Below are 21,844 nucleotides of genomic sequence, written 5' to 3'. Positions count from 1 at the left end.
ATAACGGAGTCGGGCTTTCCCGGCAAGAACAGCAACTAACTCTCGTTAGCCAGAAACAAACGTCATCCAATGCTTGAAATCACCGATTGCGCCAGCACCGGAGGCCTGCCCTGTCACCCCCGACAATAGTACGCCTCAGTCAGCAACCCTGACAGAAAATTGCTAAACTGCCGCCTTGATAGCCGACGGCAAGGCTTCAGCACTGGCGCGATTCCGTCCGCAAAAGCATGTCCGGGCGCTATCACCCGGATTAAGGATCGGCTATATGGATATGGTGGCCGATGATGAATTGATTTCTGCAGTCAGAGCGTTGCGACGTCTGATATATCGTCACCCACCCACCGGTCAATATCCAGCGGCGATTGGCGCTGTTTTTATCCCTGGGGCACTACGATACCTATTTGCGTAAACTCAGGGGGATTCATTCAACCAAGCGGCAACGTATGGTTGAATCGATTGAATGCCATTTTCCAGAAATGAGAACTGCCAACAGCTTTATTGAAGGGGCAACGTCTGCCTGGTTAGCCGCAGACGAGCATATCGATACCAAAGAAGTCGCCTGGCTGGCGGCTCAAAACAGCATTCTGATAGTTGCACCAGACCGGAGAAGGTTAGCCGTGTCTCTTGCACCGTATTGATACATATATTTCACCTGGCACTATATGAGTGTCCAAGCTGGATCTACAGCTACCAGCGGATTCCCCTATACCTTAGTCATCTTAATCAGTATGTTGAAAAACCGTTGTGGTGCAGCCAGACATGGCCGGTATGTTTATCAGGATGCAATGTCTAGCCACTGCCCTGAGGCTAAAAACTGTTTCATGCGGTTACACCCCGACCGTTTATTTAACAATAGCAACGCTATCTTGTTGCTATTGAATCAGCCGACCGGGTTCGGTCTGTCAATAACAGCCATACCGATATTATTTTCAGTGTATGGGTTAAAACATTGTTTACATGTGTTTAAAGGGTCTGTCTTATGAATAAAACCGCCGTTATTACTGGTGCTACCTCCGGGTTTGGTCTGGCAACAGCCCGTGAATTTGCTGCTGCGGGCTGGAATCTGGTACTCACCGGACGCCGCCAGCAACGACTCGACGAGATAGGCAAAGAGCTGGCGGATAAAACCCAGGTTGCCACACTGGTCATGGATGTCTGTGACTCTGCTGCTGTGCTCAAGGCATTTGATGAACTCGCGGCCCCTTTCGACAAGATTGACCTGCTGATCAATAACGCCGGTCTGGCGCTGGGTACCCAGGGCGCACAGGAGTGTGATCTGGCGGATTGGCATACCATGATCGATACCAATATCAAGGGGCTGACAACGGTAACTCATGCGTTATTGCCACGGCTGATCGAATCCGGCGAAGGCAGCAGCATCATTAATATTGGTTCCATTGCGGGTAGCTGGCCTTATCCGGGCGGCAATGTTTATTGCGGCACCAAGGCGTTTGTTGAGCAGTTTTCGCTGGCCTTGCGTTGTGATCTGGCTGGTACTGGCGTGCGGGTCAGCTGCCTGGCTCCCGGGCTGTCTGAAAGTGAGTTCACTCTGGTCAGAACCGGTGGCGACCAACAGGCTTACGATAATCTGTATAACGGTGCCCATGCTATCCAGCCAGACGATATTGCGTCGACTCTGCTGTGGCTGGCCAACCAGCCGAGCCACCTGAATATCAATACGCTTGAGATTATGCCGGTAAGACAGAGCTGGTCTCCTTTTGCCATCAAACGCGATATCTGACACCGGAATCCAACGGAGATACGTTATGCCACCACTCGATCAATACACCGACGAAGAGATCAAACACTTCGATCAATCTTACGTCTGGCATCATATAACCCCCGGAGCCGCGGCCGCGAAAGGGCTACCTGTGTTCGTCAAGGGCGATGGTCTGGATTTGTGGGATATCGATGGCAATCACTATCTGGATGCCTCTGCCGGTGGTGTCTGGGTCACGAATGTGGGTTATGGCCGGCGGGAAATAGTGGATGCGATCAGCGCCCAGTTGCTGGAGCTGAATTTCTTTGCCGGTGGTATGGGCAGCAAACCGGCGGCCAGCTTTGCCCATCGCCTGCTGGAAAAGATGCCGGGGATGAACCGGGTGTACTATTCCAGCTCCGGTTCCGAGGCCAACGAAAAAGCCTTCAAGATGGTGCGCCAGATTTCCCACAAATATTATGACGGCAAAAAGAACAAGATTCTTTACCGCGATCGGGATTACCACGGCACCACCATCGCCGCCTTGAGTGCGGCCGGGCAATCCCAGCGCCGGGAACAGTTCGGCCCGTTTGTGCCGGATTTTGTTGAGTTTCCGCACTGCTTTGAATATCGCAACCAGTTTGACGATGCCACCGACTACGGCCAAAAAGCCGCCCAGTTGCTGGAAGATGTCATTCTGCGCGAAGGGCCGGAAACGGTTGGCGCGGTGATTATTGAGCCGATTACCGCCGGGGGCGGCATTATCACGCCACCAGAAGGGTATTTGCAGGCGGTCGACAGAATCTGCAAAAAGCACCATGTGCTGCTGATTATCGACGAAGTGGTGTGTGGCCTTGGTCGTACCGGCCAGTGGTTTGGGTATCAGCATTATGATGTGCAGCCAGATATCGTCACCATGGCCAAAGGGGTGGCGTCCGGGTATGCCGCGATCTCTTGTACCGTTACTACCGAAACGGTGTATCAGGCGCTGCAGGAAGAGAATGCCGCCGATACGATGGGCTACTTCCGTGATATTTCCACTTATGGTGGCTGTCTGGCTGGCCCGGCTGCGGCCCTCGCCAATATGGATATTATCGAGCGCGAAGGCCTGATCGAAAACTGTCAGGTGATGGGTGATCGGTTGATGGCGGGCTTGCAGGCATTAAAAGCCAAATACCCGTTGATTGGTGATGTTCGCGGTAAAGGGCTATTGTGTGGGCTGGAGCTGGTCGCCGATCCGCACAGCAAAGAACCGGTGGATGAGTCCGTAACCATGCAGTTGGTGGGAGCCTGTAAAAACGCAGGCTTGTTGGTCGGCCGTACCAACCGCTGTTTTGATACGTTTAATAACGTGATTAATATGAGCCCGGCTTTGTGTGTCACCGACGCTCAGATTGACCAGATCCTGGCGATACTGGATCAGGGACTCTCCACCATGTGATCACACCGCCGTGCCTGTCGGTAATTACCGCTATGCACGGCGGCTTGCCCGTTACCTGTCACAAAAACAAGGACCCTTGCATCCCCAGCAGGTCATCCACGTCATCGCCAGTAAACTGAAAAATCGCAGCGGCAATGGGCCGTAGTTGCTTGTCGATATAGTGCTGATAATCCGGTGCGGCAGTTGGGTAGCTTATGCCGTCGAGCTGGTCGTTCTCTGATATGTCATCCAGCGGCTCCGGGCCTTTGGCGGTGATGCGGTAACGTATCCAGCCACGCCCTTGCTGGTATCTCGGCATCAGGCCGTTCTGTTGTCGCCACTGATCCAGTTTCATTGCTGCCCGGGCATGGGGCGGTATCTGCCGCTGGTACATGGCCAACGGTTGTCGCAAACGTTTACGGTAACTCAGCAGATGGTCCGAGTGCCCCGCCAGCAGGTCATCCAGCTGTTGCCGCACCCAGTGAGAATACGGCTGCTGCAGAAAGATTTTCCGGTACAGCTGTTGCTGGAACTGCCGCGCCAGCGGTGTCCAGTCGGAGCGCACCGCTTCCAGCCCTTTGAAAACCATGTGTGGCAGGCCATCGGCATCGTGGATCAGCCCGGCATAACGTTTTTTGCTGCCCGTGTCTGCCCCGCGGATCGAGGGCATAAAAAAGCGCTGATAATGGGTTTCGTATTCCATTTCCAGATAACTCTGGATGCCAAACCGTTGTTGCAGGTTATCTGCCCACCAGCGATTCAGGTCACTGGCCAGCTGCTGGCCAATCCGGTCGGCGGCGGCATCGGAGACCGCCGTACGCAAGCAGACAAATACCGAGTCGGTATCGCCATAAATCACTTCGTAGCCTTGTGCCGCAATCCAGTCGGAGCTGGCCTGGATAATTTCATGGCTGCGTTTGGTAATCGAAGCCGACAGCCGGGTGTCGTGAAACCGGCAGCCTTCCGACCCCAAAACACCGTAACAAGACGCCATAATGATTTTGATCGCCTGAGACAGCGGCTTGTTGCCTTCTTGCTTGGCGTGTTCCCGGTGTTCGCCCAACCCTCGGATCAGTTCGGGCAAAATATGCTGTTGTTGATGAAAACGCCCACCAAAAAAGCCCGGCACCCAATGGTCATTGGGTAACGCCTGTGTGGCGTCGGTGGCCAGCCCTTCGATCAAGCCCATCGGGTCGATCTTGAAGGTACGGATAATCGACGGATACAGGCTTTTGAAATCCAGCACCAGTACGTGCTCGAACAGGCCCGGGGTTGAATCCATCACATAACCACCGGGGCTTTTTTCGGCCTGATAACCTTCGCCAATATTGGGGGCGATATAACCGGCGCGGTGCAGGCGCGGCAGGTAGAGGTTCTCGAAGGCCGCCACCGAACCGCCCATCCGATCCAGTGCCAGCCCGGTCATCAGGCTGCGTTCGATCGCAAAATCCAGCAGTTTGACCTTTTCGAAGATACGCCAGACCAGATCACAATCCTGCAGGTTATAGGCGCTGAAGGCGGCCAGGTCGGTTTGGTAAAGCTGCTGAATATCGTCACCGCGCTGGCTGCCGGTCAGCAGCTTGGAGTCACCTAACAGCTGTTCAGACACCGCATTCAGCGAGAAACTTTCAAACTGGTAGCTGGCTGCCCGGAGCAGTTCGATCCCATCCAGTGCCAGCCGCCCGTCCATATTCACGATAATCCGGTCGGGGGTATTCCGTTGTTGCCGAACCCGCAGGATGCTGCCGTCCCGGCCCCAACTCATGGGGATAGTATGTTCGTGGTATTTTTGCTGCAGCACATCCAGATCGAACTGGATCAGGTTCCAGCCCAGTATCACATCCGGGTCGCTGGCAGCTATCCGGTTGTTGAGGGCGTGTAATACCGATGCTTCGTCCGCTAGCCGGACCAGCTCAGATGGATCTGTTGCCGCTGCTGGTGCGGCACCATGTTGCTCCACCAGCAGCACACACCGGTGCGTCGGTGTCACCAGCCCCACCGAATAGAGTTTCAGCGCTTCTCCCTGCCGTGGAATATTGGTCTCGATATCCAGCGACAGCCAGCGCAAAGTCGGGCGGTAGCTGCCCGGGGTTAAATGGCCACCGCTCAGCCATTGATAGGCAGGGCCAGCGGCCTCTGTGTCTGTGTCGGTGTCGGCAACCACGGGTAACGCAGATGCCAGCCCGCCCTCTTCGTAATGGATCACCGCGGCACCGTAAATAAAACGCTCCATCAAGTAGCGGTCGGTAATACGCACATCCACTTCGCGACAGGGAATGCCCTGGTTCTGTAGCAAGTTGCGCCAGCGATAGCAGTAGCTGGCGGGCATATAACACGCCGTGACCGCTTGCTGTGTAAAGGTGGTGAGTTCAACCGCTCGACAACGCACAGGCCAACCGAGGGTGTGGGCCATGCGTTCAGCGTCTGCCTGATGGCGACGTTCAATAAAACACACCGCTGGCTGACGTAGTTGCTGGCGTAACGGGCCATTCGGGGTGTGCCACCAGAATACCAGCTCAGAATCCTGGGCTGGGGCGCTATCCGACCAGCTGGAAGTCAGTAGAAAGGCATCAAGCGAACGGCTCATGAAGGATCATCGGTGCAGGTGGGTGTCCAGTTTAATCAACCTGGTTTTGGCTGACTACAACCGATCAGTAACCGGCCGCACCCGGTTCACAGCCAATTCCCAACCGAGAGTAAGGGCTATCAGCCGCGGCATGCGTTCATACCTCCAAGAGAAGGTCATTAGAGAAGATCATAGGGAAGGTCATAATGCGCCACTCCCGGCATCCGCCCAAAATAAATGAGAATTATTATTGACACCGATAATGAGAATGACTATTGTTTACTTATCGGCGCTAGAGATAGCACGGTGTTCACATCACAGCTCAGGTTGTGCGGTGATCTCTCTCATCAAGCTAATCACGGTTGCTTTGCCCCTCTATTTGAGGGGCGTTTTTTTGCCTGCTGTTTATTGCTTCCGTTTATTGCTTCTGATTCCTGCTACTCGCACTTGTGCTTGTTCCCTGTTATCCCGGTCACTCTCGCTATTCCGCACTTGCGCATAACTGGTCATGCTGGCCCTTGGGTATTACCATTCGTGGCTCTGCGTGAGCGGTAGGCGGGGCTATTGTCCAGCGGCAGCTGCCGTCCCCTTGCGTCACACCATATTAACCCGGGGTAATAATGACGATAAATACATGGCGCAGCGTATGTGCCACAGACGCTATTGCCGAGGGTTGCAGTCGAGGTTTTGAGCTGGATGATACGGCGTTACTGATCGTGCGGCGGGCCGGGCAGTGGTTTGTTTTCCGCAATCAGTGCCCACATCTGGGGATTCGGCTGGAATGGGTTCCAGATCAATTTCTGGATATCGATGGCCATTTTATCCAGTGCAGCACCCACGGGGCCTTGTTTCAGGTTGAGGATGGCCGGTGTATCGCTGGCCCCTGTAGCGGCCAGTATCTAACGGATGTTGCATCGACAATCCGGGACGGCCAGCTGTTGGTACAACTGGATGGATAAAGATACCGCCAGCCTGATACCTCGTTTTAACCATCACCTGAACAACCGCTGACGCTGCCGGTTGGCAGCGCCAGCCATCTTGCGGAGCAGACGACGACTCCGTCAGCGGCTTTTAGTTAAACGCATTCTTGAGTGCGCTTTTGCCGGATTCATAACTTTCTTCGGCTACTTCTTTACCTTCGTCATAACTTTCTTTGGCAACATCCTTGCCGTTGTCATAACTTTCTTTAACCACTTCTGTGATTGTTTCCTTGCCAGCTTCATAACCTTCCTTGAGGGTTTCCTTGCTGGATTCGTAGCTGTCCTGGGCCATCTCCTTGCCTGCTTCCATTCCTTCTGCCGCCATGCTTTCGCCTTCGTCGGAGCTGTCTGCGACGGCTTCGCTGCTGTCATCGACCTGACTGGCAACGTCTTCTTCGCCACTATCAAACATCGCCTTGCCTTTGCTCACCAGGCTGTCCCACCAGGACGGCTCGTCATCGGCATAAACAGGTGCCGCCAATACGACAGCCAGGCTGGCAACAGAAATCAATCGGGTGGTTACATTCATACAAGTACTCCGGAGTCGTTAATATGTATCCATGGATGCGCCAATACGCTCGTTGCGACTGGCCCGCGGATCGCGAGCAACAGCATAGTCGGAAAAGAGCAATAATTAACGGGGCAAATGTCTTCTTGCTGTTCTTTACATAAACGGCACCAGGCTGGTGTCGCGCAAAATACAGTGATTGGCTGTCGTTTATGGCGCTGTTTTTTGCCGCCGCCCGGCTACTGCGGCGACCCCAATCTGGCTGGAAGCGGCTTATTCCGTCCCCGGAGCCACAGCAGCAGACACAACCGCTATTTCCTGATTGGCTAACAGCTGTAAGCTGGATTGCTCAACATCAAACTGCACTGGCAAGGCCAGCACTTCAACGCCACTGTGGATCACCTCGGCCAATGCCGTGGCGTAGTCCGGGTCGATATCCGCCGCTGCGGCAACCCGGGTTATTCCCTCCAGCGCCACACAGAATAACAACAGGCTGCGATGGCCTTGTTGTTGTAGCTGCTGCAGGCGGCGCAAGTGCTTCAAGCCACGCTCGGTGCGGGCATCCGGGAAACAGCCCATGCCGTGGCCCCGATCTTCACGCAGCAGCGTCAGGCTTTTGACTTCGATATACAAATCCGGCAGCCCTTCCCCCTGCAGCAAAAAATCCAGCCGTCCATCCGTCACTTTGGGTTCTCGTTGTACCCGGGTGTAGCCCTGGAAGCGCTCAGATATCGTCAGGCTGTCTGGTGAGCTGGCCGGAGCCGTGCCTGGCTCCGCCGTCAATTGGGCCTGCAGAAATTCAGCCACCAGCTGATTGGCTCTGGCGGTATTGATGCAGGCTTTATACAACCCTGCCACTTCAGTCCATTCCCAGCTGTAGCGCAGTTTGCGCCTGGGGTTGGCGCTGTCCCATAACCAGACCCGGCAGCCGGGGTCGGCACAGCCGGTCATGGCACCGGTATTGGCGCAGTGGGCGGTAATTATATCGCCGTTGGCCAGCTCGATATCCGCCAGAAAGCGCTTGTAGCGTTTGATCAAACGGCCGGGAATCAGTGCGGAGCTGTACTTCATCCGCGTGGCACCAGCCAGTCTGACAGCCGTTCGACCGCTTGCTTCAGCCGCGCCAGATCGGCGGTAAAGGCAAACCGGATATGGGTCTGGGCCTGATATTCACCAAAATCCACCCCGGGTGTCAGGGCAACACCGGTTTCGCGCAAGGCGCGCAAACAAAACGCCAGACTGTCGTCGGTAAAACGGCTGGCATCGGCGTACACGTATAATCCACCATCCGGTGCTACCGGCACCACAAAACCCAGCGCTGGCAAGGCGGTGAGCAGATAGTCTCGGCGTTCAGCCAGAATGTTCCGCCGCTCAGCCAATAGCGCCAGCGTTTCTGGTTCAAAGGCGGCCATGGCAGCGTGTTGGGCCGGGGTTGGCGGTGCCAGAAAGACATTCTGCGCCAGGGTTTCCAGTGTCGGCACCCAGTGCTCCGGCACAACGGCCCAACCCAGCCGCCAGCCGGTCATGCCAAAATATTTGGAAAAGCTGTTAATCACCACGGCGTTATCGGCAACCGCTAACACGGTTTCCGGGCTGCTGCCGTAATTCAGCCCCTGATAAATTTCATCAACCCATAACTCGCCGCCCAGCCGTTCAGTTGTACTGGCCAATCGAGACAATTCCGTCAGATTCAGGACGGTACCCGTCGGATTCGCCGGGCTGGCCACCAGTGCGGCCCTGGTAGCCGGTGTCCAGTGCTGTTCCAGCATCGCCGGGGTCAGCTGATAACGTTGCTCAGGCCCTGCAGCAATCAGCTGGCCACAGGCTTCAAACAGCCGGGCAAAGTGGCGATTACACGGATAGCCGGGGTCAGCCAGCATCAGCTTGTCGCCGCTTTCCAGTCGGGCGGCAGCCAGTAATAACAAGGCACCGGAAGCGCCGGGAGTCAGCACAATGCGGGACGCCGCAACGCGGATACCAAAGCGCTGTTGATACCACTCGGCAAGCTTTTCGCGCAGTGCTGGCAGGCCCAGCGCCGGGGTGTAGCCGGTTTTGCCCGCCCGTAACGCGCTAAAGGCGGCATCGATCATGGGCGCTGGCGTTGGAAAGTCCGGTTCCCCGACTTCGAGGTGAATAATGTCGTGACCGGCGGCCTGCAAGGTTTGCGCTTCGGTCAGGATCGCCATCACCTGAAACGGGGATATTGCCTGGCTGCGCCGGGTCATGGCGGGCTCGGTTGGTGTCTGGGATGGTTGGGCGGTGTGTTCCACAAAAGTCTCCTGCATCGAACTCAATAGTGTGACAGAAGCCAGCAATTCGACAAATTGTCGAGCACTAACGCGTCTATTTGCCTGCTGGCGGCTTCGGCCCCATGAAATAGTTGGCGCTCGCGCCGTTATCTGATAGTTTCCCGGCCTTATTATTTTGGCGTCCATGGACATGCCGGATCAGGCCACTGGTCCTTACTGCCATGAGCGCCAAGTGTTCGGTTGATTGAACCCGTTAACCAGGTGAGGCAGCAACACCATGCCGCAAGATAAAAAAGAATTCGCTCTGACAGACTTTACTCCTTACCAGGCGTCCGCGACTGAAGAGTATATGAACGACGCTCAGCTTGAGCATTTCGCAAATATTCTGCGTAAATGGAAACAAGAGCTGATGGAAGAAGTCGATCGCACCAAAGAGCACATGCAAACGGAGCTGAACAATTATGCCGATCCCAATGATCGCGCCAGCCAGGAAGAGGAATTCAGCCTCGAACTGCGGACCCGTGACCGTGAGCGTAAACTCATCAAAAAGATCGATAAAACCATTGAGCTGATCAGCAAAGGTGATTACGGCTACTGTGAAGCCTGTGGTGTAGAAATTGGTATTCGTCGTCTGGAAGCACGTCCAACCGCCGACCTGTGTATCGATTGCAAAACCCTCGCAGAAATCAAAGAAAAACAACTGGGCGTCTGACCCGGTTGTACGCGGCGGGCAATACTTGCCCGCACGTTTCCTGATGCCAAGTGCTTATGCCCTGCTCTGCTGCTGTTTCCGCACACCATCCGGCAACCAGTCCAGTGACTGATTCCGCCACCTCCCAACACGCCTCTTCTGCGCAACTGGCAACCCCACGCACAACAGCTCATAAAGCGGTTTATATCGGCCGTTTTGCGCCGTCGCCTACTGGCCCCTTACATTTTGGATCGTTGCTGGCGGCACTGGCCAGCTATCTGGATGCGCGCCACGCCGGTGGCCAGTGGCATGTGCGTATTGAAGACCTTGACCCGCAGCGGGAAGATCCCGCCGCCAGCCAGCATATTCTCCGCACGCTGGAAGCCTATGGCCTGACCTGGGATGGCAGCGTCTGTTACCAGAGTCAGCGTCATGCGGCTTATTTAGACGGTCTGCATCAGCTGGCCGATCTTGGTCTGGCGTTTCCTTGCGGCTGTTCCCGCAAGCAGTTGCAAGGGCGTTTGCATCTGGCAGGCTGCGCCCATCCCCCCAACAGGGAAGCAGGGCAGGATTACGCCTGGCGTTTCCGGGTTGATCCCCAGGCCGCGCCGGTGTGTTTTGACGATCGCCTGCAAGGCCGCTATTGCCTGTCACCCAGTCGTGACATCGGGGATTTTGTGATTCGTCGCCGCGACCAGCTCTGGTCGTACCAATTGGCAGTGGTGCTGGATGACCACGACCAGGGTATCAACCAGATCGTTCGGGGCATTGATCTGATTGACTCGACCCAGCGCCAGCTGTTGATCTATCAGGCGTTCGGTTGGGATGCACCCAGCTACGCCCATATTCCGGTCGCCACCGAACGCAACGGCCAGAAGCTCAGCAAACAGAACCTGGCACTGCCCTTACAACCCGACCACAGCGGCCAGACGCTCTGGCTGGCGCTGGACTGGCTGGGCCAGCAACCACCCGCCACTCTGCAAGGTGCAGGGAATCACACCCTGTTGCAGTGGGCGATCCAACACTGGCAACCCGAACGTTTGCATGGCCGCCACCAGCTGCCTGCTCCGGCGGCGTTTCAACGCCCTGGCAGTAGTGATCCGGCATAAATATCAGCGCTGAAAGGCTTTATGTTACCCTGTCGTCCTTTTTTAGCGTCGCGGTTTTAGCCCGATAACGCAGTGGCCTCGCCGCTGTTGCTCGTGACGGTCACCCGCTCCAGACCAGGAACCTGCCTGATGACGTTCAGCCTCAGTCTGCTCTGCCTGATATTACTTGGCTATCTGGCTCTGCTGTATCTCAGCGCCTACGCTGTCGAGCGCAGCTGGATACCGCGCCGCTGGGTACAACAACCGCTGGTGTATCTGTTGTCGCTGGGGGTATTTGCCAGCGCCTGGGGCTACTACGGCAGTGTCGCGCTGGCGCAGCTGTACGGCTACGGCTACCTGTCTTATTTTGGTGGCCTCGCCGGTGCTTTTTTGCTGACGCCACTGTTGCTGCGGCCGATCCTGCGTATTACCCGCCGCTATCAGCTTAATTCCCTCGCCGATCTGCTGGCCTTCCGCTATCGCAGCCCGTCTGCGGGTGTGCTGGTCAGTATTTGTATGCTGTGTGTGGTGGTGCCGTTACTCAGCCTGCAAATCAAGGCCGTGGCCGATACCCTCGACATTCTCAGCCCAGGCTGGCCGGTGAATTATCTGGCGCTCGGCTTCTCCGCCATTCTGCTGACGCTGGCGGTCCTGTTTGGCGCGCGCCAGATGACCCCCCGTGAGAACCACGAAGGGCTGGTATTTTCTCTGGCGCTGGAGTCCCTGTTCAAACTGATTGCCATTGCCGTGACGACCCTGGTGCTGCTGTTCGATATTATTCCGGCCTCTGTCGGTGGCGACCAATGGCTGCAGTCGATTCATCAATACCTTGCCAGCCGCCCTTCGGGGCCACCCAGTGGCCCCTGGCTAACGCTGTTTTTGATGTGTCTGGCGATTGCGATTGCAATGCCCCATACCTTTCACATTACCTTTACCGAAAACGTCAGCAACCGGGCCTTGCGACTGGCCAGCTGGGCCTTTCCACTGATTTTATTGGCGCTGAGCCTGTCGATACCGCCCTTGCTCTGGGGTGGCATGAACCACCAGCTAACGGTGCCTACCGAGTACTTTGCCCTGGGGCTGGGGCTGGAAACCGGCTCGCCGACCATTACGCTGCTGGTCTTTCTGGGTGGTGTCGCCGCCGCCACCGGTGTCAGTATCCAGATGACGCTGGCCACCACCTCGATGTTGCTGAACCACTTGCTGTTTCCGCACTATCAGCCCAGCCCGAAACACGATTTTTACCGCTGGCTGCTATGGTCACGGCGGTTGTTGATTCTCGGGCTGATTGCGCTGTCGTATCTTTTTTATCAGCTGATGGGCGATACCCTCGACATCAACCGCCTCGGTATTTTGGCCTGCGGGGCCGCAATGCAATTCTTGCCCGGTATCGTCGGCCTGCTGTACTGGCGCGGAGCCAGCCGCACCGGCTTTGTGGTTGGCCTGAGTGTCGGCCTCGGTATCTGGTTGCTGGGGCTGCTCTTGCCGCTGTTACTGACCGGCTCCGAGTGGGAGCACTGGTTTATGATTCCCGACGAAAGCAACTGGCACCGCACGGCGCTGCTCAGTGTGCTTGGTAACGCCATGCTGTTTGTCGGCATCAGCCTGACACGCAAACCAGAGGATGCCGAGCTCAGTGCCGCCGATGCCTGTGTGATTGCCGCCCAGCGCCCCAGCATGCAACTGTTGGAAGCCGAAAACTCCAACGACGCCATTCTGACGCTCAGTCGGCCACTGGGCCGCTATATGGCAGAACGTGAAGTGCATCAGGCACTGACCGACCTCGGCCTGCCCAGCTACGAAGACCGGCCGCACGAGTTGCGCCGTTTGCGGGTACGGCTCGAAGCCAACCTGTCGAGCCTGCTTGGCCCCACCGTGGCACAGGATATTATCCGCCGCTATTTGCCACTGCAGGAAGGTACCGAACTCAGTAGTGATATTTATATTATTGAGCAGCGGCTCGAAGGTTTTAATGACCGCCTCTCTGGTATTGCCGGAGAGCTGGACCACCTGCGCCGCTATCATCGCCAAACCCTGGAACGGTTGCCTATCGGTGCCTGCTCGCTGGCAGAAGATGGCGAAATCCTGCTCTGGAACCAGGCCATGGTTGAGCTGACCGGCCTGGCAGCGGAGCGGGTAACCGGCACCTTGCTGGCGCAATTACCCGAGCCATGGGGTGATTTATTAGGCCGCTTTATTACCACAACCACCCTCCATGAACACAAAAAACGGGTCGATATTGGCTTGCAGCCCCACTGGTACACATTGCACAAATCCATTATCCAGTCGGCCAACCGCCAGCCCGGCGGTATCGTGCTGCTGCTGGAAGACCAGACCGAAACCCAGCTGCTGGAGCGGGAATTGATTCACAGTGAACGGCTGGCCTCGATCGGCCGTCTGGCGGCGGGTGTCGCCCATGAAATTGGCAACCCGATCACAGGTATCGACTGCCTCGCCCAAAGCATGGAATACGAAACCGACAACCCCGAGATACACCAGATTGCCCAGCAAATCCGGGAGCAGACCCAACGTGTCAGCCGCATATTGCAATCCATGATGAATTTCGCCCATGCCGGTAATCACGCCACCGAAAACGAAGAAGTCAACCTGCATCACTGCCTGGAAGACGCCATGCAACTGCTGCGGCTGAACAAGCGCAGCCCGGATATCGAGTTCGTTAACCAAAGCGACCCCGAACTGATGGTCATTGGTGATTCCCAGCGCCTGGTACAGGTGTTTATTAATCTGCTAAGCAACGCCCGTGATGCCAGTCAACCTGGGCAACAAGTCATTGCCGATACACTGGCAGACATGCATCAGGTGACTGTTCGCGTTATCGACCAGGGACACGGCATTCCGGCCGATACAATGGAACAGGTATTCGAGCCTTTTTTTACCACCAAGGAAGTGGGGAAAGGCACCGGTCTTGGTCTGGCATTGGTGTACAGTATTATTGAAGAACATTATGGTCAGGTACAGATCGTCAGCCCAGTCAGCGGGAATGCCGGTACTTGTGTTAAAGTCAGCCTCCCGCGTTACCTGCCGGAAAACAGGATGGAAACAAATCTATGAGTCGCATTCTGGTCGTCGAAGACGAAGCCATTATTCGCCAATCGGTACGCAGACTACTGCAGCGTCACCACTACGAAGTCACCGACCTCGATAGTATCGATGCCGCCCGTGAGCACGATCTGAGCACCTTTGATCTGGTGATCACCGATTTGCGCCTGCCCGGTGGCCAGGGCACCGATCTGATAGAACTGGCCGGCACCACCCCGGTTCTGATCATGACCAGCTTTGCCAGCCTCCGCTCTGCGGTCGATGCCATGAAAATGGGAGCGGTTGAGTACATAGCCAAACCTTTTGACCATGGCGAACTGGTCGAAGCCGTCAAATCGATCCTCGACAAGGCCCGTCAATCGCTGACAGACACCTCCGCCGTGACTGCCAGCCAGCCGGTGCCCGCTCAAACCAGCGACAGCAACAAGGCCGGACACAACGACGCCACCGATATCTCCCGCAACAACGGCATTATTGGCAGCTGCGATGCCATGCAAAAACTGTTTCGTAAAATCAGCAAGGTTGCCCCCACCAACGCAACCGTGATGATCAATGGTGAATCCGGCACCGGCAAAGAGCTGGTTGCCAAGGCCCTGCACAACCAGAGCCACCGCGCCGCCGCCCAGCTGATTTCGGTCAACTGCGCCGCCATCCCCGAAACCCTGCTGGAATCCGAACTGTTTGGCCATGAAAAAGGCGCTTTCACCGGCGCTGCCAGCCAGCGTCAGGGGCTGGTTGAAGCCGCCAATGGTGGCACCCTGTTTCTCGACGAAATCGGTGAGCTGCCACTGGAAGCCCAGGCGCGACTGCTGCGGGTATTGCAGGAAAGTGAAATCCGCCGCGTGGGGGCCGTACAAAGTATCAAGGTCGATGTACGCCTGATTGCCGCCACCCACCGTAACCTCAAGGAAATGGCTGCCTGTGGCGAATTCCGCGAAGACCTGTACTACCGCCTGAATGTGGTTGAACTGATCTTGCCGCCGTTACGTGAGCGCGGTGACGACGTGATCGAACTGGCCAGCTTTATTCTCACACGGGCTTGCGAAAAACTCGGCCAACCACCGATGCAATTCGACAGCGGCGCCATCGCCAGCATCAAACAGTACCAATGGCCTGGCAACGTTCGTGAACTGGAAAACGCCGTTGAGCGTTCCGTTATTCTTGCGGAAGATCAGTACGTCAGCGCAGAACTGCTTGGCATCGACCTCTCCCCCGATCGCTACATCAGCTCCGCCATGCGCGAGAACCTGATCGAAAACAACAACAACCCCGCGACCGCCGAACGGGCAGAACACAGCGACCAGGGTGACTTGTCTCTCGACGACTACTTTGTGCATTTTGTACTGGAAAACGAAGCCAAAATGACCGAGACCGACCTTGCCCGCAAACTCGGCATCTCCCGTAAAAGCCTGTGGGAACGACGCCAGCGCCTGGGCATACCGCGCAAGAAAAAATAACCGCGCTCCACCAACCACGCCTCAAGCAACCGCAGCACCTGGCCGCCACGAAATCGTTCAGGGCGGGCATTCGTGCTGCTAGCTGCCATTGCAGCAGCACACCCCAAACAGCCCACCACCAAAGTGTTACCCCACTACCCCAAACAAGCCGACGGCAACGCTACTCGCGGTAACACACTGAGTAACACCTCGCATCATTACGTAAAAATACCAATATCATTATGGACACCCACCACAACCAAAAAACGTAACCTGATGATTTTAAAGGATAAAAAATAAAAGAAAGGAAGAGCTCGTTTATTGGCACACAAATCGCTTTAACCAGCGCAACAACAAGAGCTGGCATCACCACCAATAAAAACAATCAGTGATCTCCAACCTTACGCCGCCAATAACAATAACAATCGGCGAATGAGCGTCAGAACAAAAAAAAATCGTACTCTCTCGCGAACCCCGCATCTGTAAAGATGGCGGGGTTTGTTCTTTTCCGGGCCGCCGTATTTATAACCGGCTCCGTCCATACCAGGCTCTATTTACATCCATCTCTCCGTATCACTCTATCCGTGCCCCCGGCTCCGTCCGTGTCCCTTTGTCTATATTCATACCGGTTCCATTCGTATCCATTTGTCCTTGTCCGCTTCTCCTCCCAAAGAAGTGCTACCCAAGTGTTACGCCATGGCCAATGTGTTACCCAACTCCCCGCTATCAAGGTAACAAATGCCTGTCATTCATGGACATGATGCACTCTGAAATACCTAACTCATTGATATTAAATAAGTTTTATTTCTTGGCACGGTACTCGCTATATTAAACTCAAGAACAAGAGCTGAGGCAGACTATAAAAATAACAAGCTGCACTCAGCCAGCCATCACCGACAATAAAAATAACAAACGGTGATTGAGTATAGGACAGACCATGCTATCCCCCGGAACCCCGCACCTGTAAAGGTGGCGGGGTTTGTTATTTCATCCCTTCTCACTGCGACACCATCACTGCGACACCATCACTGCGACACCATCACATCGATTCGCTTAATGCCTGATTCCACTCCATTCAATTTCTGTACAAGCCGGGATCGTGTGTATTCAGGGCATTGGGGCCGTCAGGATTTCCGTGATCGTCCGCCGTAGTGCCCTTGCGATACGGTTGGTGCCGATAATCCATCGAGCTGTATGGCCGGTGCCTGGGGTATCCGGCGCTGCTGGTGACTGGTGACTGTTACTGGTGACGGCTGCTGACTGTGCGGCGTAAAAATCGGCTGGTAGCAAAATTAAAAGTTGCATTCTGATTCTTTTCTGGCACGAAAAACCCTCTTTGGCTCAAAGTGTTACCTCGCACACTGGTTGTTACCTTAGACCCCGAAAGCAGGTAACAATCCGGGCCAAATATTGGGGAAATAATTTCTAAAAAATCATAAGCCATTGATTTAAATGGTATTTTAAAAGTTGGCACAGCACCTGCTTTATCTATATCACGAAGCGCAGCGGACAATAAAAACAACAATGCGAAGCGCTTCTCGCAGATGACAATAACAATAATTTCCATCTGCCGTGGCAAGTCTCGATAACAAAAATAACAAGAGATGCGCCCTGTCGGCTGTTTCGAATGAATGGTCTCGCTGATAAAAATAACAACAGGCGATACTGAATATTCAAAAGAGCGGACACCCAGTCCGAGCATTGAGGGACACAATAATAAAAATAGGGCCTCCCAGTAAAAGCCGCCATTGTGCGGCTTTTTTATTGCCTGTTTGACGGATTGATTTATCAATCGTGGCTGACACTGGTAAACTCTTTCGCTTCGTTGCGAGTAACCAAACTGAGCATCAGTGAAGCGCCTAACCAAATTTATCAAAAATATTCTCCAGCCCGACGACGTTGCCGACAACGCCGCGCCTTCCGCCAACCTGCGTGTTATCAGCCGTGATGAGCACAATATCAGTCGCAGCCAGATCAGCGACGCGGCTTTAAAGGTCTTGTACCGGCTCCATAATGCCGGCCATGAAGCCTTGCTTGTTGGTGGTGGTGTACGGGACACCTTACTGGGTCTGTCGCCCAAGGATTTTGACGTCTCCACCGACGCCACGCCGGAACAAGTGAACCAGCTGTTCCGTAATTCCCGCCTGATCGGTCGCCGATTCAAGCTGGTGCATGTGGTGTTTGGCCGGGAAGTTATCGAAGTCGCGACATTCCGCGCCCCTCCTACCGAAGCACACTCCAGCAAGGAAGCCTCTACCGGCGACCAGGGCATGATCCTGCGAGACAATGTCTTCGGTAATCGCGAGGAAGACGCGCTGCGGCGGGATTTCACCATTAATGCGCTGTACTACAATATTGCGGATTTCAGTGTGTATTCCTATGCCGGTGGCTGGGACGACCTGCAAAGCCGCCAGTTGCGCCTGATTGGTGATCCGGAAACCCGTTATCGTGAAGACCCGGTACGGATGCTGCGAGCCATCCGCTTTATGGGTAAGCTCGATTTTGATCTGGAAGCTGATACCGCGGCACCGATTCCCATGCTGGCACCGCTGCTGGAGCAAATTCCTGCCGCTCGCCTGTTTGATGAATTACTGAAACTGTTTCTGGCTGGCAAGGCACTGACCACTCTGCAATTACTGCGTGATCATGGTTTGTTCCGGCATATGTTTCCGGCAACCGAACAGTGTATGCAAGAAGATGAAGTTGCTCGCAATATCGCTGAAAACACCATGCGTAATACCGACACCCGCATTCAGGCTGGCAAGTCGGTTACGCCGTATTTTTTCCTGGCGGCACTGCTGTGGCCTGCTCTGGTAAGAATGCAGCAAGAATTTGAAGCGTCCGGTATGGCCCCTCATCCGGCGCTACAAAAAGCCGCTGACCGGGTTTTATCGCAGCAGATTCGCCACACCGCCATTCCCAAGCGTTTTTCTATTCCGATGCGCGAAATCTGGGAGCTGCAGTTGCGTCTGCCCAAAATCCAGAGCCGCAAAGCCAAAGAGTTGCTGGCGCATCCTCGCTTCCGCGCCGCTTACGACTTCCTGCTGCTGCGTGAGCAATCCGGTGAAGATTTACACGGTATTGGCGACTGGTGGACCGAGTTACAAAAACGCGAAGGTGTACCCGATACGTCTCGCCATGCCTATCGCGATGAGCCGCAGCGCAAACGCCGCCGCCGCAAACCCCGCAACACATGACACCGGTTACTTGTTACCTCGGGCTGGGGGCCAATCTCGACCAGCCCGCCGAGCAGTTGCGTCAGGCATTAAGCGCCCTGGAGCAGTGTCGCGACATCCAGCTGACAGGCTGGTCGTCGTTTTATCGCAGCAAGCCGGTCGGGCCGCAAGATCAGCCGGATTATGTCAATGCGGTTGCTCGCATAGACACAACCCTGGCACCGCTGGCGCTGCTCGACCAGTTACAGGCGATCGAACAACAGCAGGGCCGTGTGCGCTTGCGCCGCTGGGGAGAGCGAACGCTGGATCTTGATATCCTGCTGTACGCCGACCAGTGTATCGACCTGCCACGCCTGTCGGTGCCCCATATTGAGATGTGCAACCGGTTGTTTGTTATCCAGCCCCTGGTCGAGTTGGCCCCGGACGGTCGATTACCCAATGGCACGGCCTTGTCCTCGATACTGGAGACACTGACGGAGCAAGATCAGCTGGTTATCATGACCACCCCCAGTCGCGCCGATCTGCTATCACCCCCGTGACCCTGGCCACGGTGAAATACCCTCATACCATCCTGTTGTCGCGTCATCCGTACGCATAATGGCTTGACGTCTGATACGTCAAAAAATGAGCAGCAGGATCGAACGACCTGTTCCAATAAACAAAAGTTAACCTGCCAATATTGACTTATGATCACCAATCCGCACCATTGGCGACCTGATAGTGGCTTATCCACACGGGAGTAGCACATTGAATCCAGTAACACTTCGTTCATTACAGGCATACAAGGCCCAGCAGCAAACCTTTGCTGTGGTGACCGCCTACGACGCGACCCTCGCGCAACTGGCCGCTGATGCAGGCATTGAAGCCCTGTTGGTTGGTGATTCGCTGGGTATGGTGCTGCAAGGGCAAGACAGCACCTTGCCTGTCACTTTGACAGATATGGTGTATCACACTCGCTGTGTTGCCAATGGCAACCGCCGGGCACAACGACCGGCGCTGATCATGACGGATCTGCCCTTTATGAGCTACGGCACGCTGGAGCAAGGCCTGGCCAGTGCCCGCGCCGTGATGCAAGCCGGTGCCCATATGGTCAAGCTGGAAGGTGATCAATGGCTTGCACCACTGATTGCCAGCCTGGCACAACAGGGAGTGCCTGTGTGTGCTCACCTTGGTCTGACGCCGCAATCAGTCAATAAGTTAGGTGGCTACCGGGTACAAGGCCGTGGTCAGTCGCATGCCGATACCATGGTGGATGCTGCGGTCACTCTGGCAGAAGCCGGGGCTGACATGATTTTACTGGAATGCGTACCGGCCGACCTGGGTAAGCGTATTACGCAGGCCGTCACCGTGCCGGTCATCGGAATCGGTGCCGGCTCAGCAACCGATTCCCAGGTGCTGGTCATGCACGACATGCTGGGGCTGAACCCGAATCATGTCCCGAAATTCGTCAAGAACTTTGCCACCTCAGGACGTACTGTTCCCGAAGCGCTGGCGGCTTATAACGACGAAGTCAAGAATCGTACCTTTCCCTCCCCGGAACATGAGTTTGCCTGATGTCTACACCCACCATGATGACTGTTCACACCGTCTCCGAGCTGCGCCAACAGCTGCGCGCAGCCAAAGCCGCAGGCCATGATATTGGCCTTGTCCCGACCATGGGTAATCTGCACCGGGGTCATATCTCGCTGATCGACGCCGCCCGGCAGAGAAACTGCTTTGTGGTCGCCAGTATTTTTGTCAACCCGCTGCAATTCAATGACCCCAGCGATCTGGAACGTTATCCGCGCACGCTGGAAGCCGATAGCCAGCAACTGGCCGACGCCGGATGCCATCTGGTGTTTGCCCCTTCTGTGGCCGAAATGTATCCCCATGGCCAGAGCATCCAGACCCATGTCCACGTACCCGGGGTGTCTGCCGGGTTGTGCGGTGGCAGTCGTCCGGGCCACTTTGATGGCGTCGCCACCGTCATATCCAAACTGTTCAATATGGTACAGCCGGATCTGGCGTTTTTTGGTGAGAAAGATTTCCAGCAGGTTGCGGTGATTCGGAAAATGGTCGAAGACCTCAATATTCCGGTATCGCTGGTGCCAGTACCAACGGCTCGCGCCAGCGATGGGCTGGCACTCAGTTCCCGTAACGGCTATCTGACCGATGCTGAACGACAGGCGGCACCGCAGCTGTATCGCACGCTGACCCGAATCGCCCAGGGCCTGCAAGCCGGTGAAGCCTTGCCCGGATTACTGCAGCAGGCCGACCATGACCTGCAGCAACAAGGGTTCATCAGGGACTACATCGAAGTACGTGATGCCGATACACTGGCCGAACTGGACACCAGCGAGTTAGCCAAAGCCACCAGAATCGTGATCCTGGCTGCCGCCTCGCTTGGCAAAGCCCGGCTGATCGATAATATTCTGGTGTCATTGAATACCGATTTTGATTAGGGCATACTCCCGCCCCCTTGCATCAATCGTGCAATTATTGGCCGATCTGGCGAGGGAAATCCCCGGTTTCGGCGTCGTTCCAAGTGCGTCGAACCGCAGTACTCTTAAGGGGTTACCATGCAATCCATTATGCTGAAAGCCAAACTTCACAAAGCCTGTGTGACACACTCAGTGCTTAATTACGAAGGTTCCTGCGCCATTGATGGCGCTCTGTTGGATCTCGCCGGTATGCGCGAATTCGAACAGATCCAGATCTACAACATCAGTAACGGCAAACGCTTCACCACCTATATCATTCGGGCGGAAGACGGCTCTGGCATGATTTCAGTGAACGGGGCAGCCGCGCACATGGCTGACGTTGGTGATCGGATTATCATCTGTACCTTCGGTAATTTTGACGAAGCAGAACTGGCAACGTACAAACCCAAAATGGTGTATATCAACGCTGATAACACCGCCAGCCATACCAGCTTCGATATTCCTGTACAGGTCGTCTGACCTGCCCGGCCACCTCCCGTGGTGGCCGATTC

General features: G+C 55.4%; 18 protein-coding genes. 13 read left to right on the top strand and 5 right to left on the bottom strand.

All coding sequences use genetic code 11. The features are described from left to right. The first annotated feature begins 443 nt into the window (after positions 1 to 443). The 3 genes from Q4551_RS12855 to Q4551_RS12845 all read left to right on the top strand — a co-directional run bounded on the left by Q4551_RS12855 (position 444) and on the right by Q4551_RS12845 (position 3,140). Positions 444 to 638: a hypothetical protein gene (locus Q4551_RS12855; protein WP_303434243.1), complete on the top strand. Its 195-nt coding sequence runs from the start codon at positions 444 to 446 to the stop codon at positions 636 to 638. 341 nt (positions 639 to 979) lie between these two features. Then, positions 980 to 1,741, top strand: coding sequence for an SDR family NAD(P)-dependent oxidoreductase (locus tag Q4551_RS12850; protein ID WP_303434242.1), 762 nt, complete (start codon positions 980 to 982; stop codon positions 1,739 to 1,741). Positions 1,742 to 1,766: 25 nt separating this feature from the next. Next, complete coding sequence (locus tag Q4551_RS12845; RefSeq protein ID WP_303434241.1) at positions 1,767 to 3,140, top strand: aspartate aminotransferase family protein; 1,374 nt, start codon at positions 1,767 to 1,769, stop codon at positions 3,138 to 3,140. A gap of 58 nt (positions 3,141 to 3,198) precedes the next feature. Here the strand turns inward: Q4551_RS12845 and Q4551_RS12840 are convergent, their stop codons facing one another. After that, positions 3,199 to 5,706, bottom strand: a complete 2,508-nt coding sequence (locus Q4551_RS12840) for a DNA polymerase II (RefSeq protein WP_303434240.1) — start codon at positions 5,704 to 5,706, stop codon at positions 3,199 to 3,201. 599 nt (positions 5,707 to 6,305) lie between these two features. On the opposite strand from Q4551_RS12840, the gene Q4551_RS12835 reads away from it, so the two are divergent. Further along, positions 6,306 to 6,644, top strand: coding sequence for a Rieske 2Fe-2S domain-containing protein (locus tag Q4551_RS12835; RefSeq protein WP_303434239.1), 339 nt, complete (start codon positions 6,306 to 6,308; stop codon positions 6,642 to 6,644). A gap of 112 nt (positions 6,645 to 6,756) precedes the next feature. Here the strand turns inward: Q4551_RS12835 and Q4551_RS12830 are convergent, their stop codons facing one another. The 3 genes from Q4551_RS12830 to Q4551_RS12820 form a co-directional block, all read right to left on the bottom strand. Continuing rightward, positions 6,757 to 7,194 carry a hypothetical protein gene (locus tag Q4551_RS12830; RefSeq protein WP_303434238.1) on the bottom strand — a complete coding sequence of 146 codons (438 nt, stop codon included), beginning with the start codon at positions 7,192 to 7,194 and terminating at the stop codon, positions 6,757 to 6,759. Positions 7,195 to 7,446: 252 nt separating this feature from the next. Next, positions 7,447 to 8,244 (bottom strand): DNA/RNA nuclease SfsA, encoded by a 798-nt coding sequence (locus Q4551_RS12825; protein WP_303434237.1) that lies wholly within the window; start codon positions 8,242 to 8,244, stop codon positions 7,447 to 7,449. Further along, entirely contained in the window at positions 8,241 to 9,443 is a 1,203-nt protein-coding gene (locus tag Q4551_RS12820; RefSeq protein WP_368501398.1) for a pyridoxal phosphate-dependent aminotransferase, read from the bottom strand. The genes Q4551_RS12825 and Q4551_RS12820 overlap by 4 nt, the downstream gene beginning before the upstream one ends. A 256-nt stretch (positions 9,444 to 9,699) precedes the next feature. Here Q4551_RS12820 and dksA point away from each other — a divergent pair, with 256 nt between their 5' ends. The 4 genes from dksA to Q4551_RS12800 all read left to right on the top strand — a co-directional run bounded on the left by dksA (position 9,700) and on the right by Q4551_RS12800 (position 15,718). Next, positions 9,700 to 10,134, top strand: a complete 435-nt coding sequence (gene dksA / locus Q4551_RS12815) for an RNA polymerase-binding protein DksA (RefSeq protein WP_303434236.1) — start codon at positions 9,700 to 9,702, stop codon at positions 10,132 to 10,134. Positions 10,135 to 10,238: 104 nt separating this feature from the next. After that, positions 10,239 to 11,222: a tRNA glutamyl-Q(34) synthetase GluQRS gene (gene gluQRS / locus Q4551_RS12810; RefSeq protein WP_303434235.1), complete on the top strand. Its 984-nt coding sequence runs from the start codon at positions 10,239 to 10,241 to the stop codon at positions 11,220 to 11,222. A 129-nt stretch (positions 11,223 to 11,351) separates the two neighbouring features. Beyond that, entirely contained in the window at positions 11,352 to 14,273 is a 2,922-nt protein-coding gene (locus tag Q4551_RS12805; RefSeq protein WP_303434234.1) for an ATP-binding protein, read from the top strand. Continuing rightward, complete coding sequence (locus Q4551_RS12800) at positions 14,270 to 15,718, top strand: sigma-54 dependent transcriptional regulator (RefSeq protein WP_303434233.1); 1,449 nt, start codon at positions 14,270 to 14,272, stop codon at positions 15,716 to 15,718. Before Q4551_RS12805 ends, Q4551_RS12800 begins: the two co-directional genes overlap by 4 nt. A gap of 1,219 nt (positions 15,719 to 16,937) precedes the next feature. On the opposite strand, the gene Q4551_RS12795 is transcribed toward Q4551_RS12800, so the two are convergent. Then, the gene (locus tag Q4551_RS12795) at positions 16,938 to 17,573 is read right to left on the bottom strand and encodes a hypothetical protein (RefSeq protein WP_303434232.1); all 636 of its coding nucleotides are present in this window, start codon (positions 17,571 to 17,573) and stop codon (positions 16,938 to 16,940) included. On the opposite strand from Q4551_RS12795, the gene pcnB reads away from it, so the two are divergent. From pcnB to panD, 5 genes are all read left to right on the top strand, one after another. Beyond that, entirely contained in the window at positions 17,548 to 18,894 is a 1,347-nt protein-coding gene (gene pcnB / locus Q4551_RS12790) for a polynucleotide adenylyltransferase PcnB (protein ID WP_303434231.1), read from the top strand. The two genes, Q4551_RS12795 and pcnB, sit on opposite strands and share 26 nt — an antisense overlap. Next, positions 18,891 to 19,412 (top strand): 2-amino-4-hydroxy-6-hydroxymethyldihydropteridine diphosphokinase, encoded by a 522-nt coding sequence (folK, locus tag Q4551_RS12785; protein WP_303434230.1) that lies wholly within the window; start codon positions 18,891 to 18,893, stop codon positions 19,410 to 19,412. Before pcnB ends, folK begins: the two co-directional genes overlap by 4 nt. Before the next feature lie 208 nt (positions 19,413 to 19,620). After that, positions 19,621 to 20,427, top strand: coding sequence for a 3-methyl-2-oxobutanoate hydroxymethyltransferase (panB, locus tag Q4551_RS12780; RefSeq protein ID WP_303434229.1), 807 nt, complete (start codon positions 19,621 to 19,623; stop codon positions 20,425 to 20,427). Next, a complete protein-coding gene (panC, locus tag Q4551_RS12775) occupies positions 20,427 to 21,314 on the top strand; it encodes a pantoate--beta-alanine ligase (protein WP_368501396.1) in 888 nt (295 codons plus the stop codon). Before panB ends, panC begins: the two co-directional genes overlap by 1 nt. A gap of 117 nt (positions 21,315 to 21,431) precedes the next feature. Then, positions 21,432 to 21,812 carry an aspartate 1-decarboxylase gene (panD, locus tag Q4551_RS12770; RefSeq protein ID WP_303434228.1) on the top strand — a complete coding sequence of 127 codons (381 nt, stop codon included), beginning with the start codon at positions 21,432 to 21,434 and terminating at the stop codon, positions 21,810 to 21,812. The last annotated feature ends 32 nt before the right edge of the window (positions 21,813 to 21,844 follow it).

Source organism: Oceanobacter sp. 5_MG-2023 (assembly GCF_030548165.1).
In the GTDB taxonomy this organism is placed as follows: domain Bacteria; phylum Pseudomonadota; class Gammaproteobacteria; order Pseudomonadales; family Oceanobacteraceae; genus Oceanobacter.
This window is presented reverse-complemented; position numbering and strand designations above follow the sequence as displayed.